The sequence below is a fragment of the Alicyclobacillus suci genome (genome assembly GCF_017329615.1).
Lineage (GTDB): Bacteria > Bacillota > Bacilli > Alicyclobacillales > Alicyclobacillaceae > Alicyclobacillus > Alicyclobacillus suci.
Genome location: NZ_JAFMTW010000004.1, coordinates 113,087 through 128,071, shown reverse-complemented (window position 1 = coordinate 128,071; position 14,985 = coordinate 113,087). Strand labels below are relative to the sequence as shown.

Annotated in this window: 12 protein-coding genes and 1 pseudogene; 7 read left to right on the top strand and 6 right to left on the bottom strand. The window is 52.5% G+C overall.

The window, feature by feature from the left end; genetic code table 11:
* Nucleotides 1-44 precede the first annotated feature (44 nt).
* Both J3482_RS03780 and J3482_RS03775 read right to left on the bottom strand, forming a co-directional pair.
* The gene (locus tag J3482_RS03780) at nt 45-1,226 is read right to left on the bottom strand and encodes a M20 family metallopeptidase (RefSeq protein ID WP_146821614.1); all 1,182 of its coding nucleotides are present in this window, start codon (nt 1,224-1,226) and stop codon (nt 45-47) included.
* A 101-nt stretch (nt 1,227-1,327) separates the two neighbouring features.
* Nucleotides 1,328-2,611 (bottom strand): helix-turn-helix domain-containing protein, encoded by a 1,284-nt coding sequence (locus tag J3482_RS03775; protein ID WP_146821613.1) that lies wholly within the window; start codon nt 2,609-2,611, stop codon nt 1,328-1,330.
* A 450-nt stretch (nt 2,612-3,061) separates the two neighbouring features.
* Between J3482_RS03775 and J3482_RS03770 the strand changes: the two genes are divergently transcribed.
* From J3482_RS03770 to J3482_RS03755, 4 genes are all read left to right on the top strand, one after another.
* Entirely contained in the window at nt 3,062-5,131 is a 2,070-nt protein-coding gene (locus tag J3482_RS03770) for an FUSC family protein (RefSeq protein WP_188332109.1), read from the top strand.
* A 118-nt stretch (nt 5,132-5,249) separates the two neighbouring features.
* Nucleotides 5,250-5,939 (top strand): MBL fold metallo-hydrolase, encoded by a 690-nt coding sequence (locus J3482_RS03765; protein WP_146821611.1) that lies wholly within the window; start codon nt 5,250-5,252, stop codon nt 5,937-5,939.
* 192 nt (nt 5,940-6,131) lie between these two features.
* Entirely contained in the window at nt 6,132-7,562 is a 1,431-nt protein-coding gene (locus tag J3482_RS03760) for a glycosyl hydrolase family 18 protein (RefSeq protein ID WP_146821610.1), read from the top strand.
* A gap of 3 nt (nt 7,563-7,565) precedes the next feature.
* Nucleotides 7,566-7,760 (top strand): hypothetical protein, encoded by a 195-nt coding sequence (locus tag J3482_RS03755; protein WP_146821609.1) that lies wholly within the window; start codon nt 7,566-7,568, stop codon nt 7,758-7,760.
* On the opposite strand, the gene J3482_RS03750 is transcribed toward J3482_RS03755, so the two are convergent.
* Together J3482_RS03750 and J3482_RS03745 are read right to left on the bottom strand one after the other, a co-directional pair.
* Nucleotides 7,743-9,764, bottom strand: coding sequence for a peptidoglycan-binding protein (locus tag J3482_RS03750; RefSeq protein ID WP_206922078.1), 2,022 nt, complete (start codon nt 9,762-9,764; stop codon nt 7,743-7,745). The genes J3482_RS03755 and J3482_RS03750 overlap by 18 nt on opposite strands.
* A gap of 198 nt (nt 9,765-9,962) precedes the next feature.
* Complete coding sequence (locus J3482_RS03745) at nt 9,963-10,331, bottom strand: hypothetical protein (RefSeq protein WP_206922077.1); 369 nt, start codon at nt 10,329-10,331, stop codon at nt 9,963-9,965.
* Between the two features lie 144 nt (nt 10,332-10,475).
* Between J3482_RS03745 and J3482_RS03740 the strand changes: the two genes are divergently transcribed.
* A complete protein-coding gene (locus tag J3482_RS03740; RefSeq protein ID WP_188332106.1) occupies nt 10,476-11,372 on the top strand; it encodes a sulfotransferase family protein in 897 nt (298 codons plus the stop codon).
* A 155-nt stretch (nt 11,373-11,527) separates the two neighbouring features.
* Here J3482_RS03740 and J3482_RS03735 read toward each other — a convergent pair whose 3' ends face one another.
* Nucleotides 11,528-12,670 (bottom strand): 5-methyltetrahydropteroyltriglutamate--homocysteine S-methyltransferase, encoded by a 1,143-nt coding sequence (locus tag J3482_RS03735; protein ID WP_146821597.1) that lies wholly within the window; start codon nt 12,668-12,670, stop codon nt 11,528-11,530.
* A gap of 142 nt (nt 12,671-12,812) precedes the next feature.
* On the opposite strand from J3482_RS03735, the gene J3482_RS03730 reads away from it, so the two are divergent.
* A complete protein-coding gene (locus J3482_RS03730; RefSeq protein ID WP_146821596.1) occupies nt 12,813-13,439 on the top strand; it encodes a GntR family transcriptional regulator in 627 nt (208 codons plus the stop codon).
* Between the two features lie 119 nt (nt 13,440-13,558).
* A pseudogene (locus J3482_RS20845) lies at nt 13,559-13,708 on the top strand (LysE family translocator); the annotation flags it as partial.
* 285 nt (nt 13,709-13,993) lie between these two features.
* On the opposite strand, the gene J3482_RS03720 reads toward J3482_RS20845, so the two are convergent.
* Entirely contained in the window at nt 13,994-14,749 is a 756-nt protein-coding gene (locus tag J3482_RS03720; RefSeq protein ID WP_146821594.1) for a maleate cis-trans isomerase family protein, read from the bottom strand.
* Nucleotides 14,750-14,985 lie beyond the last annotated feature (236 nt).

Below are 14,985 nucleotides of genomic sequence, written 5' to 3'. Positions count from 1 at the left end.
ACGGTGTTGCCCTTTTCATTGGCGCAATTTCGCTAGAACGCAGATTAGCTTAATGTCTTCAGTGCAATGCTGACGAACGCCTCGACGCCGATAGGCAATGCGTCTTCGTCGATGGTGAACTTGGGATGGTGATGCGGGTAGACGATGCCCTTTGCCGCGTTGCCAGCGCCGACGTTGAAAAATGTTCCAGGCGTCACGCTCTGATAAGCCGAGAAATCCTCGCCGCCCATATGTGGATCTCCCTCGATCACGACCTCTTCTCCGAATACCTCGACGAGCGCATCGCGCACGCGTTGAGTGACTGCTTCGTCGTTGATGACCGGGCGATACCCTTGTTCGTAGCGGAATTCATAGGTAGCGCCGTGCGCTTCTGTGATGCCTTTGACGATTTGTTCCATCAGCCGCGGAACCTCTGTACGCAGTTCCGGTTTGAACGAGCGGACGGTGCCGTTTAGTTCCACTGTCTCCGGAATGACGTTGTGTGCCGTACCTGCGTGGAACTGGGTGACTGACAGGACAATCGGGTCGAGCGGGTCGATGTTACGCGACACGATGTGCTGCAGGTTGGTGACCACTTGGGCGGCGATGACGACCGGATCAACCGTGGTATGTGGCATCGCCGCGTGACCGCCTTGACCGCGAATGGTGATGTAGAACGTGTCGGGGGCGGCCATAAAGGGGCCGGAGCGGACGGCGATTTTGCCGACTTCTAGCGGTGACCAGAGGTGGATGCCGATGACCGCGTCAACGCCTTCCATCACGCCGGCGTTGACTATTTCCTGTGCGCCGCCAGGGAATAGTTCCTCCGCGTGTTGAAAGATAAAGCGGATCTCGCCGTGAATTTGATCGGCCAATTGACTGAGAATTTTCGCTGTCCCGAGCAGCATGGCAGTATGCCCATCGTGCCCGCAGGCGTGCATCTTGCCCGGTGTGTTGGAGATGAATTCAAAGTCGTTTTCCTCAGTGATTGGCAGCGCGTCCATGTCGGCGCGAATTGCCAAGGTCGGACCAGGCTGTGCGCCCTTTAGCCGCGCGAGTACGCTGGTCTTGGTGGGACGGGATAGCTCAAGGCCTGGAAACGTGGACAATGTGTCATAGACAAACTGCGCCGTTTGCGCTTCTTCAAATGACAATTCCGGATTTTGATGCAAATGACGTCTCCAAGTGACCAGCTCACCACCAATTTGTTGGACCAGGGAACGGATGTTCGACAGCTCAACAGACATGATTTCATCTCCCAGAATTATGCTAAAAATCAGCCGAACCTATTTTCGGCTGATTTACGGTTGAGAATACTATAGCATTCTTAGAAATTATTTGACTAGTCTTATTCCAATCGAATATCGTAAATTTTTCGTGGTCGGCCACGTTGATAGGGAGTTTCTTCTCCGACGACCGTTGCGAGGCCATGCGCTTCTAGCGTCAGGAGAATGCGGCGGGCACTGCGCGGCAAGATATGCAGGTGTTTGGCGAGTTCGTGCGCGGTCAATCGGGTTGAGCCTTGCTTGTCGAGCACACTCGCGAGTTTGGTCAGGGTGAGTGCGCTAAGCGAGATGGCATGGCTCAAGTCTTCATAGTCCCCGTGTGACAGTGGGTACGATAAAGTGTCTTCATCACTGCTCAGTGGTGAGATGACATGGTTGTTCTCCAAAACACAGACCCACTGTCCAGCGCCTAAGCTACTTGCTTCGTTCAATGCGAAGTGCGCGCGTTCTTCTGCCGCCAAGACGGTTGTGCCGATACCAATACCTACCGTAATCTGGGCTTCGATGTCGGCTAGGAAGGGCAGGTTGGGACGTCTTGAAAAATTGTGCGTGATTTCTTCAATGGCGCCACGGGTTGCATAGACCATCCACTGGGAAGCGCCCAGTTTTTGCGTGGAACCATGGACATAGCGCGCGTAACGCTGAACCGTCGCGTCGTAGTCGGTGGCCGATGTGGCAATTTGGGCAGAGTTCATCGCAAGCAATTGGACGACGACTTGTGCGTCGCGCGATTGTAATAGTTCGTGTGTCTGAATGATGTTTTCAAGCACTTGGCGCACTTCGCTGTGTGTCGGTGTCAGATGCATCGAGGGAAGGCCCAGTTTTTCGAGTTGCAGATGGGCGGAACGGAGGCACGTGATAGATGCACGCGTCACACCTGTTTCCCAGAGCGATTTGTGATAGTTGACGAGTTCCTCGGATCGGATGACGCCGTTGTAGTGTTTGAGGTGCACGGTTGACGAAATGCCGACATCGGCTAAAAACGTCGCGACGACATCGGGGCTGAGTGTGTCAAAACTGATATCCGACACCTTCAATCCGTGCTCATGAACCCAATATAAGAGGGCTTTATAAAGTCCTTCACCGGAGTGGCGCGTGTAGAACATCGGACGGTCTAGCTGAAATTGCTGGCGCGCAATGGAATATGGAACTTGACCGCTGAAGAGCCACATCTGCGCCCGAGACAAATACGGCGCAATCTGATCAGGTATCTCGTCTTCCTCCCAATAGACAATCGGGATTAATTCCAACTCTTCATACGTTTTCGCGACTTCCTGAATAATAGCCAGCGAGTCATCCGCGCCAAGTACGCCTAACTGAATTCGGTTCGTTGTGTGCATCATCATCGGCCGTGACATGTTTCATCGTTGCATGCCATTTGTCGGCGGAGTTTGATTCGGCGTGCGGTTGCGGGCGAACGATGTTTGTCATTATGTTTGTCATTGTGCATTTTCATGGCGCTCTCTCACACTTTCCTTTGTATGATTCGATACTGACGTTGTCTGTTGTGCTGCAGCAAGTGATTTAGACCACAGATTTTAGTGCCCGGGGAATTATCAAAATCATACGGGAGATCAAATGGGTACGACAAGTGGGACTCGTTTCAAGATGACCGCACGCTACAGTCAGGTCTTGCGTATATGCCATTTTCATGGTTTGTTCATGGTGACAAAGCGCATCTTGGGAGGCCGTATACGGTATAGTTCTACTGACGAAGTGTTTGGTTTGAAAAATATTTGTAACGGTTGGAAAGGCGGCTGCCGCGAAAGATGCTTCGCAAAAGAACGTTGAGAAGCTTGAATACCTTGACTGCGCATGACAGAACGCAACTTCTGGTTCTGGCGGGTGTTCGCAATGCGGTGGGGGTGGTGCTGCCGCTCGTTGTTGGCCTCTTGGCACACCAACTTCTACTCGGCGTAGGCGTGTCCGTCGGTGCGCTTGTCACCGGTTTTGCAGGTATGAGCGGTACCGCTCGAAAGCGCACGCGAACGATGCTCCTGGCGACCGCATGGATGGGGGTCGCGACGTTTATCGGCGCACTTGCGGGGAATGTTCCCTGGCTTATCGTCCTGTGTATCATGGCGAGTGGCTTTATCGCGGCGATGATGGGGGCACTGAGCAACGAAGCGGGACAAGTTGGGCTTTTGTCGACTAATGCGTTGTTGCTGGTTTCGACCTATCCGCAAGACCCACTTCACGCCGTCTATCGGGCAGTTTTGGTTTTGGTTGGCGGAGTGTGCCAGACGCTGCTGATGCTCTTCGTCGACGCCATGAGTCGCAGAAGTGCCGAGGCGGGCGCTGTAGCACAGGTGTACGCGAGCCTCGCCAACTACGCACAACGGCACACACGGGTCGCCGATTTGCAGTTGGCCACGGCGCTACTCAACGCAGAGACCGCACTCAATGACTCGTATATGAAACAATTGAAGTGGCAGCAATTGCGCGTGTTGACGAACACTGCAGAACAAATTCGCATGTATGCGGTCGCGCTGGTGGGGATGACGCGTGGTCATGATAGCCACAGTGGTGGCGGGGCAGTAGATGGGATAGAACCAGTGCTTCGCGCATTGGCGGATGTCGTCCAGCGATTGTCCCACGTGATTCGCGAACAGCCCATGCACCCGTCGGATGACGCGCAAGAGCTGCAGTTAGCGGTCGCTGAATTGAAGCGTACAGCCGACGGAATGGTGACGGGGGAGGCCCGTCTTTACGCACAGGAAGTCGCGGTCGTTATCGCGCGCGCGGTGGACCAATGGACTGGGATTGTTCCAGTCGATATGGCGTCGGCGCCAGCCAAGACACCACTTATGCACCAATGGCAACGGGCGTGGACCGTTCTGCGGGCGAATCTCACGCTAAAATCCACGACGTTTCGGCACGGCATTCGGGTGATTGTGACGCTGTGCATAGGGTGGATGCTCTCGCGCTGGCTGCCGCTGCCCCATGGCTATTGGCTGCCGCTCACGACGATGATTATCCTCAAGCCGGATTTTACTGCCACGTTCTCGCGGGGCATCGCGAGAATGGCGGGGACCGTCTTGGGAATTTGTGTGGCGACATGGTTGGTTCAGGTGCCGGATAAAAACCATTTGTTTGGTGCACTGCTCATCCTCGTGTTCGCCGGTGCGATGTATACGATGGTCAATTACAATTATGCGCTGTTTACTTGCGCACTCACCGGCGAAATTATTGTGTTGTTGTCGTTCTTTCAACAGCAACCTGTGCTCTCGACGATGGTTGGACGGCTGATTGCTACGGTCATCGGTAGCTGTTTGGCTTTTGGGGCGTATATTCTCTGGCCGTCTTGGCGGCATCAAAGCGTTCATGTGGCGTTGGCGGATTTGATTCGAGCGCAAAGAAAGTATTTTCAAGCTGTGCTGTCGCGGTTGCGCGATGGCGAGGGGACGCAAGTGCAAGCTCTCCGTAAGTCGGCGCGCCTTGCGCGCACGAACGCCGTGGCAGCGGTCCAACAGGCGATGAATGAGCCGGTGCAACAGGGGTGGGATCCACATGTTGCAATTGGTGTACTCGCCGCGATGCATCGTTTTTCCGATGTTTTATTGGCACTGGAGGCTCGCTTGCAAAAGGGCGGTCACCCGCGTGAGGAGGACCGAGCGCTGTTGGATGTCGGCAAATACATCGACGAGGCATTGCACGTGATGGAATTCGCCGTCATGCACCGGGACGTGGAATTGGATGCAGACAGTATGGAGCGCATGATTGCACACCCGCAATGGAGTCACTATGCACCGATGCCAGAGGAGGCCATTAGCGTGGTCGCGCGGCTCGAGAGTATCGTCCACACGATGATGCGCATGATGCCGATGCACCGCTCGCCACAGGACGATGGGGCACACGGGGATTGATGGGGAAAGCCTTTTGTTAGGATGGCGTGCGATTTGTTTTTGGCATATCGCAGCGCGTACAATAGACGAGGCATTGTCTGAGGACGACATTGTCTGATAGAAGGAGGCGTATTGATCAATGAATCGAATTGCGGATGGAATTGCACAACTTGAATTATCCATTGACATGCAAGGGCGTCAGATGGTGATTCACCCAACGCTGCTTTGGGATGAAGAGAATGTGATTTTGGTGGATACCGGTTTCCCTGGCATGCTGCCGGCGATTCAACGTGAAATGGAGCAGGCAGGTGTACCGTTCGAGCGGCTGAACAAAATCATTTTCACGCATCAAGATTTTGACCACATTGGCGGTGCGCCAGAAATTCGTGCAGCGGCAGCGCAGCAGATTGAGGTATTGGCGCACGAATTGGACAAGCCATACATCGAAGGGGACAAACCGTTGATTAAATTCGACGCGTCCCGCGGTGAACCACCAAAGGTCAAGGTCGACACGACCATCGCCGACGGCCAGGTGCTTCCGTATCTCGGCGGTCTCACGGTCATCTTCACGCCGGGTCACACGCCAGGACATATTAGCCTTTACCATGCTAAGAGCCGGACGCTTGTCACGGGTGACGCGATTATTTCGGAAAACGGGAAATTACTTGGACCCAATGAGGCTTTCACACCAGACGTGGACGAAGCATGGCGTTCAATTGCCCATTTCTCGGATTTCGATATTGAAACGGCGCTCTGCTATCACGGCGGTATCTGCAATCAGAACGTCAACGAGCAGTTCGCCGAATTCGCAAAGAAATCGCGGGCGTAAGTGTGTTCGCACTAACAACGCGGCAGTCTACCGCCACAATGAAAAAATGAATGGGTCACTGGGGGATCCGATGCGCGTTGGCACGTGTCGTTGGGATGCCCCCAGCAGACCTGCCCACGCATTTCCAGCGGATTTTCCTCTTAACTTCCAGTAGAATCATAGGCAAAGAGACTCTGGGAGGATTTACGCCACTTGAATCGACGCGCTGCAATCAGCCTATTCATTCTAGCCGTTTCTGCACTAGCTTTTCCAACCGATGCGATTGCCAGTTCATCGCTTCAAAAAACTGTGAAGGTCAACGGAACAGTTCTCTCCCGTCCGTATGGCGTCGTTACCTCCGACGGCAGTCAGCAGACCACCTTCATGCCGATTTGGTATGTTGGCAAGGCGCTGGAGGCGGCAGGTTTTACACAGTCCTGGGACGGAACAAGTCATACCTGGACGTTGACCACCGCAACGGATGGGAACTTTTCGGATATTCCGGTCGGGAGCGGATCTACAAGCATTGTCATCAACGGCAAACTAGTCAAGAAGGTCAATACAGTCGTCAAACATGATCCGGCTGCCAGCGCTAATGCGCAGCCCACGGTTTACATGCCGATTTACTATATCGAACAGATTTTTCAAGCAGCGGGTATTCAGACGTCCTGGAATGGGGTAACTTGGTCGATTACGTCTGCTACAAGCAATCCAGTGGTGTTTGGCTTTGTCACCAACTATGGCGGCAGTACAGATTCTCTGACAGATTTGGAAGCGAATCCGACCGTCACGGAGTTTAGTACGTTTACCCACTCGATTACGTCTGCTGGCGGTTTAGAGGGAACACGCTACACGCAAGCGGGCACTTACGCGCAGCAAAATGGCTTGTCCGCGTATATCACGGTGACGAATATGAATTCGACGACTGGCGATTTCGACGGGACACTTGCGACCCAAATTTTGGGCGATGCCACGAAGCGGCAAGCACTCCTGAACAACATGGTGTCACTCGTGAAAGGGACACCGTTTGCAGGTATTAACATCGATTTTGAAATGCTCCCAACCTCCAGCCGCTCCCTATTTACATCATTCATCACGGATCTCGCGAACGCCCTGCATGCGGCCGGCAAACAACTGAGTGTCGACGTACCGGCGGTCACGGACGCGAGCAGCGCCTATAACTACGCGACCATCGGCAATGCCAGCGACGAAGTGATGGTCATGGCGTACGATTACTCGTACCCGGGCGGACCCGCCGGCGCCATTGCGCCAGTGGGCTGGGTGCAGCAGGTGATGTCGTACACGACGACGCAAATTCCACCTGACAAAGTGCTCCTTGGCTTACCCGTATACGGCTACGACTGGGCAAATGGACAGACGACAGCCCTGACGCTGCCCCAGGTCAACAAGCTGATATCGGAAAATAACATCACGCCGAAGTGGGATAGCCAGGCCGAGGAACCTTACTTCACCTACACGGCCAGCGGCGTGACTCATACTGTGTACTACGAAAACGCCCAAAGCATCGGGGACGAACTTCAACTTGCGAAACAGGACAATCTTCGCGGCGTCGCGCTGTGGCGGATTGGGCTGGAAGACAGCGAAGTCTGGGCACCGCTCCAGCAGTACGCTGAGGGCAACTAATCAGTGATTGCGGCTGGCGGATGTGCATGTGGATGCCGCTGGGAAGGCGGTGATTGGCATCCCCTTGCGGCGGCCATGGAGGCTGCGCTTGCCACCCGCACCTCGCCTATCCACTCCGCGCACGCAGATCAGGCGCCAGAGCGCGAGGGGGCGAGGCGGGCGCCGGAGCGCGCAAGCGCCTTATTGCTGCGCGACTAATGTGGCGCTGTTTGCAGGGACGTAGCCCGTTAGCAGGGTACCTGGCGATTGGCTGCTGCCGGAGGCCAAGGATTCAATCGCGAATTGAATCTGGTATGCGCTGCCGCCTGGTGTCGATGAGGCCGCAACCACGAAGTCGCCGCTGTGGAGCGTGGCGACTTTTGCCGTGCCGGCCGCGTCGCTATAGACGGGGATGTTGGTGTTGGTACTCTCCGGGTTTGTGGCCATCAGGCGGTAGACGTTGGTCAATTGTACATATTGTGAATCGACCCAGCCGACATTTTCGATATGGTACCACGGAACTGCGTAGCCACCCGCCATGCCTTCGGCGATTTCATCAATTTTGACCGGTTCATTGGCTGGAAGTGTGGTTGTGGTGTCGTCTGGGTGAATGTATGTCTCCCACATCGAAAAACTCCAATTCCCATCCTGCGGTAAATTGTGAGCAGCTTCGAATTGTTTGACTGCAGCCTCTGTCGCGGCGCCGTATTGCCCGTCAACCGTCAGAGTTGCGTCGACAGTAGATTTGAGGAATTGTTGGATCTGTTTCACAGAGTCGCCGAAACTGCCGCTTTCCAGTGGCCCAGGGAACATATCCGTCTGTCCTTCGGCTACGCTTGGGTAGTACGGAACGCCATTATAGTATGGATTCGATTCGGTGCTCCCCATAGCGCCGTTCAGATAGTAGACTGGCTCCGTTGTGCTGTTCGGTGCGGGTGGCGTGTTGCTGGGTGAATAGGTTTGATAGTCTTTGACGCTGGAGTTCACGAAAGATGAAATTTCGCCCATCAAGCTCTCAACGTTCGAGGCCCATCCAGGGTCGGATGCATAGTTTACGCTCATACCTGTCAGGGTGGGTGCTCCACCATAGTTGCTGCTCGACGGGTCGAGGTAGTTATTGCGTACCTCCCACGCCTGGAAGCGGATAGCGTAATCGTCACTTGGGAAGACGCCGGCGTCCGCACCAGCATTTGCGTCGTAGGCGCCATACCCAAATAGGTTGTTCTTTTGCTGCGCAATGGCACTCGTCCCGTTGCCCGTCTCTTCGATAGCGTGGGCGACGAGGTAGTTTGCGTCAACCCCATACGTGCGCTGCGCGTCCATAAACGATGCGCCGAGTCCCGTCATTGGAGAGCCGACGGTGTTGTTATAGACGCTTTTGGACAAGTATGCATCAATGCTGTCGGCGGTGATGCTGGAAGGTGCCGGATAGCGTAAGTCGACATTGCCATAGGCCGCTGCGCCGCTTGGTGCAGTGGATTGCGCCGAACTGGTCATCTTCCACGTGTTCCCGTTCCAATCGGAGTGGATTTCGACGCGGTCTAGCGCTTGGATGACGTTGTAGATGGGCATGAAGGTTGTGGTTGAGTTGGAGGCGGGATCTACATGGGTAATCCCCATCACCCGCGCCACAACGGTTCCGTTGATGGCAATTGCCATGCTGCCTTTGCCATACTTAATACTGCTGTAGTCTACTGAGGTACTCGATGGGACCTTGATATTCCAGACGTTGTTTGACCACGTGTGCGTGAAGCCCTCTTTGTCTAACGTCGACATGACGTACCAAATCGGCATGTAAGCCGTTCCATTGTACGTAAATCCGTAGGGCGACGTAATCAACTTGTTATTGTAGTAAATGTGCTTGACTTCTAAGTTTTTGGCTGCCGTGCTCGACTTACTGAGGCTGATAGGTTTGACGACGAGTGCAGACACCGCTTTGTTGAGGGCATTCCACGTCGCCGTGTTGACGACGCCGTTGGCCGTCAATTTGTGTTTCGTTTGAAACGATTCGACTTCCGCTTCAGTCTTCGGTCCAAAAATCCCGTCCGCTTGACCGACTGTGAATCCAAGTGCATTGAGGTCATTTTGTAGGGTGACAACTTCACTGCCGGTCGATCCCGCCTCAATCACACTAGGCGCCGCCTGCGCGTAAGACACAGCAGGGACAGCGCAAACCGTGAGCGCCGAGAGGGTGACCCCAGCAACCAAATGTTGAAATTTCATCTTGTGCCTCCAATTTTCTAGATTGTACTCACATTAGCAGAGAATGGTATGTTCTAGTGCGCAAAAAGATAGAGGTCATAGCTACCTCTCCTATTTAGACGGTACAGGCAGGTGGGATATTACATATTTCGGACAATTCTTATTCATTTTCCTGGCTGGTGGATTCTGTGGTGGAAAGAGATGGCTAACTTTTGCGGATTAGTTGTTGGCGACGGCCTTTTTGAGGACTTTGACGTCGGTGACGGTGTCATTCAGATGCGTCTTGATGACTTTAACATCCTGACTTGTCTCTAAGACGGCTTGTTCGACGACGTCAATCCGTTTGTTGAGCGCTTGTTCGACGGCGTCAATCTGTTTGTTGAGCGCTTGTTCGACGGCGTCAATGCGCTTGTTGAGCGCTTGTTCGACGGCGTCAATGCGCTTGTTGAGCCGCTGTTCGACGGCGTCAATGCGCTTGTTGAGCCGCTGTTCGACGGCGTCAATCCGCTTATTGAGCCGCTGTTCAACGGTCCCGATTTCTTCACGTACGATTAAACGAACGGCATCGAGTAGTTGCTTTTCGTCCATTAAGTCATCATCTCCTGCGTGTATTTTAGCATGGAAGGACGTCGGGATGAAGTTTAAAAGATGGGGGGATACGTCTGGCTTCAAGGGAATTTAAACATCCAAGTGATATGATGAAAGTTAGGTTAGTAGATAGGAGTGTTCAAGTTGCTTCCGAATTTTTTGGTTATCGGTGCCGCCAAAGCAGGAACGACGGCGCTGTATCGGTATTTGTCACAACACCCAGAAGTCTTTATGCCGAGTATCAAAGAACCGAATTACTTTGCCTTGGCGAATCAGGAAGTTCGTTTTCAAGGACCGGGTGATGATCGGACAAATCGCAGCAGTATTACTCGATTTGCCGATTATCAAGCGCTCTTTGATGAGGCAGACGGCTGTAAAGCCGTCGGTGAGGCTTCACCCATGTATCTGTACACGGCCGATGCCGCCAGGCGCATTCACGACCTCATTCCGAACGTGAAACTGATTGTTATCTTGCGCGATCCGGTCGAGCGCGCCCACTCAGCCTACCTACATTTGCGCCGCGACGAGCGCGAGCCATTGGCCAATTTCGCGGATGCCATTGCAGCAGAAGAAGAGCGGATTGCGAAGCACTGGGCGCCGATGTGGCATTATACACGGCGTGGTTTCTATTTCAAACAGCTGCAACCGTATCTCGATGTGTTTCCCAGGGAACAGATGTTATTTCTCCGCTATGAGGATCTCAATCGGCACACAGTCGCAGTCTGTCGACGCGTATTCGATTTTTTAGGTATCGATACCACGTTTGAGCCAGATACCAGCATTCGTCCGAACGCCTCGGGTATTCCAAAAAGTCGCCGACTCCACACGTTTCTCACTAAAAACAACCCCGTGAAGGCCGCTATCAAGCCCTTATTGCCAATGGCGTTGCGGCAGCGAATGGCCCAGGCTGTTCGGCAGAAAAATTTGTCAAAAATCGCAGTTGACGCTTCTTTACGACATGAACTTCAAAATTACTTCAAAAAGGACATTGTCCAGCTCGAACGACTGACCCATTGGGATTTGTCGGCGTGGTTAAGGTAGTGACACGAGCGAGTGTACCCTTGCGCCATTGGAGTGACAGGAAAAAAAAGACGCAAAGGCGCCCCGCACGTTGGTGCGGGGCGTTCCTTGGCGTGGCAGGATGAAGAGGTGAACCTACGTGTCGAGGTTATTCATTGACTTTTGCACTGCAAAAGTCACTTCCAAACTTCGTTGGCAATCTCGACGACATGACGCAATTTCGCCCACTGTTCATCCTCTGTAAGCAAATTGCCTTCCTCTGTCGACGCAAAGCCGCACTGTGGACTGAGATTCAATTGGGCTAAATCAACGTACCGCGACGCCTCTTCAATGCGGCGTACAATTCCGTCGCGGTCTTCCAGTTCACCCGTTTTCGAGGTAATCAGTCCAAGGACAATTTGTAGGTCCTTGCGGTTGACAAAGCGCAACGGCTCGAATCCACCAGCCCTGTCACTGTCGTACTCGAGGAAGAACCCATCGACATGTAAGCCAGAAAAGAGAATTTCCGCCACAGGTTCGTATCCGCCAGAGGAAATCCACGTCGAGCGGAAGTTGCCCCGGCAGATGTGCATGGTGATGGTCATGTCCGACGGACGACCAGCAATGGCCTGATTAATCGTCTTTGCATACCACTTCGTGAGCGCTTCCGGATTCAACCCGCGCGCCTGCATTTGCGCCTTTTGCTCCTCCGAACAGAAATAGGCCCACGACGTATCATCCAGTTGCAGATAGCGGCAACCTGCGTCGTAGAAGGAGTGGATGGCTTGTTTGTAGGTTTCGGCGAGATCGTGAAAGAACATCGCTTCGTCCGGGTAGACCTGTTTGTCGATTTCACCGCGGAAATGAAGCATGCTGGGGCTTGGAATGGTCATTTTCGCGACGTGCGCGCCCGCGACACTGTGAAGAAACCGGAAGTCCGCCAACATCGGGTGGTCGCCAAAGCCCAGTTTGCTGATGACCTTTACGGAGTGAGATTTTGTTTGCTGCTGGTGAAATTGGATACCGCCATCCGCTTCATAACTTTGTACACCAACCAAATTTTCGAGGAAGTCGAAGTGCCACCACGCCCTCCGCAGTTCACCGTCGGTTACGGCCTGGAGCCCGATGGCTTTTTGTTTGTCCACAATGCGGCGGATTTCTTCATTTTCCACGTCTCTTAATTGATCAGCACTGATTTTCCCTGCTGCTCTCTGTTGTCGAGCCAATTTAACGCGCTCCGGGCGAAGTAGGCTGCCTACTTGATCTGCCCGAAATGGCGGCGTAGCACGACGCGATTGCTGATTTTGTGTCAATTGAATCCCTCGCTTTTCATGGATCATCTTGTCAGATGGTTTGTCAATAAGAATACTATGAAATAATTTTGTGACAATAGGGTTTATTTTTCTGATACGATAGATGCGCACTGGATATTGTATACAAGATTCGACGTCATACTGAATACAACGAGCAAGGATGGGGCTAATGGAAATCCAAAAACCACAACCCGCATACCAGCAGGTGTATGACTATTTATTTAAGCAGATTATCGAGGGCGATTTACCGCCTGGTATAAAGTTATCCGAAGAACGTTTGGCAGCGGAACTCAACATTAGCCGGACGCCAATTCGGGAAGCGATTATCCGCCTTGAACACGAGGGATTGCTGCGAAATAAATCTGTGGTGCAATTCACGCCAAAGGAAATTAAGGACAGTTACGAAATTCGCATCCTTTTAGAGGGACACGCAGCAAAAGTGGCCGCCACTCAGATGAGTCAACAGGACAAGGATTTTTTGCGCACGTTGACTGAGTCGTCACACACAGCTGACTTTGAGACCGTGATGAAAACGAATACGTTGTTTCACAATACTATTGTCCGATCCTGCGGCAATGACCAAATCACCCAACTTATCGACCGCATGCAGAGCATCATTTTGCTGTGTCGCAAAGATATTGTAAAGAACCGCGCAGAGCTGCCACACGAACACCATGAAATCTATGAGGCGATTCTTCGTGGAGACGGCGAAGCGGCAGAGCAGTTGATGCAAGCGCATCTCCAGCAGAACCTGCAGAACTTTCTAGATAACTTACCCGATGATAGTCGTTTATAATGAGTGGACATAGGGGAGGGGTGTTTACTCACGCACCATTTTTTCCATTTTTGATTTTGACCATTGTGGTGATTACCTCTCCAGGCGTAGATACAGCACTAATCACCAAAACAACAATAGGTCTTTTATCCAATGCGCTTAATCCAAAGGTCGCTGTGTTCTTTCTGACCTTCCTCCCGCAGTTCGTGGAGCCAGGGGTAAATACAATGGAACAGCTTTTTATGATGGGTGTGATTTATACTGGCCTGGCAATTGTTTGGTTTTGGATTAAAACTCGCATTCGAACGACGGTAATTTAAGTTGGTGACGGGGTGAATGGAAATAAAAGAATAATAATCTTTTTTCAGGAAATTGGCGCGAATGACGTATGACAAGGATAGGAAAGATTTCACCAAGTGGGCTACGCTTATTACAATTTTGACTCGTCGGAGTATGAAGTCTACCTTGTACATCGGAACTCGTTGGAATCGAACGGGATCGAAAAATGGAAAGAGGAGAGCTTAGCCTCTTTCCACCACAAGACTTAAATACTCCAATCAAAAAGCTGACGCAACTTAGTAGGCGCCTGCTAGTAAGCGGCCGGCGTTCGGGACATATGGCTTTAATTGCAACCCCTTGAGGATTTGATAGACGGTGGAGGTCGCCGCAGATAGGACGGGTAGGCCAATCTTATCTTCTACCTTTTGAATCGCCTGCAGAGATGGCATTTGCACACACGCCGATAATACGACAGCATCGGCCTGGCTGTAATTGAGTTGATTGACGATATTGATTAAGTTTAATGGATTTTGTCGGCCAACCTCAAGATTATCGGGAATTTCCAAACTAATCGAGTCCGTCACCTCGATATCTTCCGCTTCGATATAGTCAATAACTGTCTTTGTCAGCGGTTTCATATAAGGCGCGATGAGCGCAACTTTTTTTGCACCTAGGGTGTGAATGCCGTCGATGAGGGCGCCCGCGCTGCTGATTACGTTTTTCGTTCCACCGTTTTCGTGAGCGATGTGGGAAAGCCGGCGTTCTGACGATTGGTGATAGCCCGGCCCCTGGCACATAATCGCGACTAAACACGCGTATGCCAACACGTCGCAGCGGGCGTCGGATAATTCAACTGCGCAGCGGTCACTCTCCGTGTCCATGGCCTTTAGTTGTTCAGGCGTGACGTGCATCATGCGCATCCGGCTGGAGTGAAAGGTGAAAGTCTCTTCCGGCATATGCTGCATCCGCCATCCCAGCATCGCAGGAATCTCTGTTTCCATGGTTGTGTTAGAACTCGGAACAATGAGGCCAATTCGATAATTTTTTGCCAATTCAACCGCCTCCACGATTATTCTGAATATCGTATCATGTATACAGTATACGGTATGATGGTGGAGAACAAAACATTTTTGTGTGGATTCATAGGAATTGGTTGCAATGCGGTGGTTCCCGTGTTTCGCTTAGAATCGAAGTACGGCAGAGTGCAAACGCTAAGGAGAGTACGGACAACACCACAATCAATTCGTGTCTCTGTATCCAGGCTGTGCGCGGTTGTCGACAGGGCGGA

What these genes read in the sequence shown, in the direction of transcription:
- J3482_RS03780 (WP_146821614.1), bottom strand. Translation starts at nt 1,226, where the DNA reads ATGTCTGTTGAGCTGTCGAACATCCGTTCCCTGGTCCAACAAATTGGT.
- J3482_RS03775 (WP_146821613.1), bottom strand. Translation starts at nt 2,611, where the DNA reads ATGATGATGCACACAACGAACCGAATTCAGTTAGGCGTACTTGGCGCG.
- J3482_RS03765 (WP_146821611.1), top strand. Translation starts at nt 5,250, where the DNA reads ATGAATCGAATTGCGGATGGAATTGCACAACTTGAATTATCCATTGAC.
- J3482_RS03750 (WP_206922078.1), bottom strand. Translation starts at nt 9,764, where the DNA reads ATGAAATTTCAACATTTGGTTGCTGGGGTCACCCTCTCGGCGCTCACG.
- J3482_RS03745 (WP_206922077.1), bottom strand. Translation starts at nt 10,331, where the DNA reads ATGGACGAAAAGCAACTACTCGATGCCGTTCGTTTAATCGTACGTGAA.
- J3482_RS03735 (WP_146821597.1), bottom strand. Translation starts at nt 12,670, where the DNA reads ATGATCCATGAAAAGCGAGGGATTCAATTGACACAAAATCAGCAATCG.
- J3482_RS03730 (WP_146821596.1), top strand. Translation starts at nt 12,813, where the DNA reads ATGGAAATCCAAAAACCACAACCCGCATACCAGCAGGTGTATGACTAT.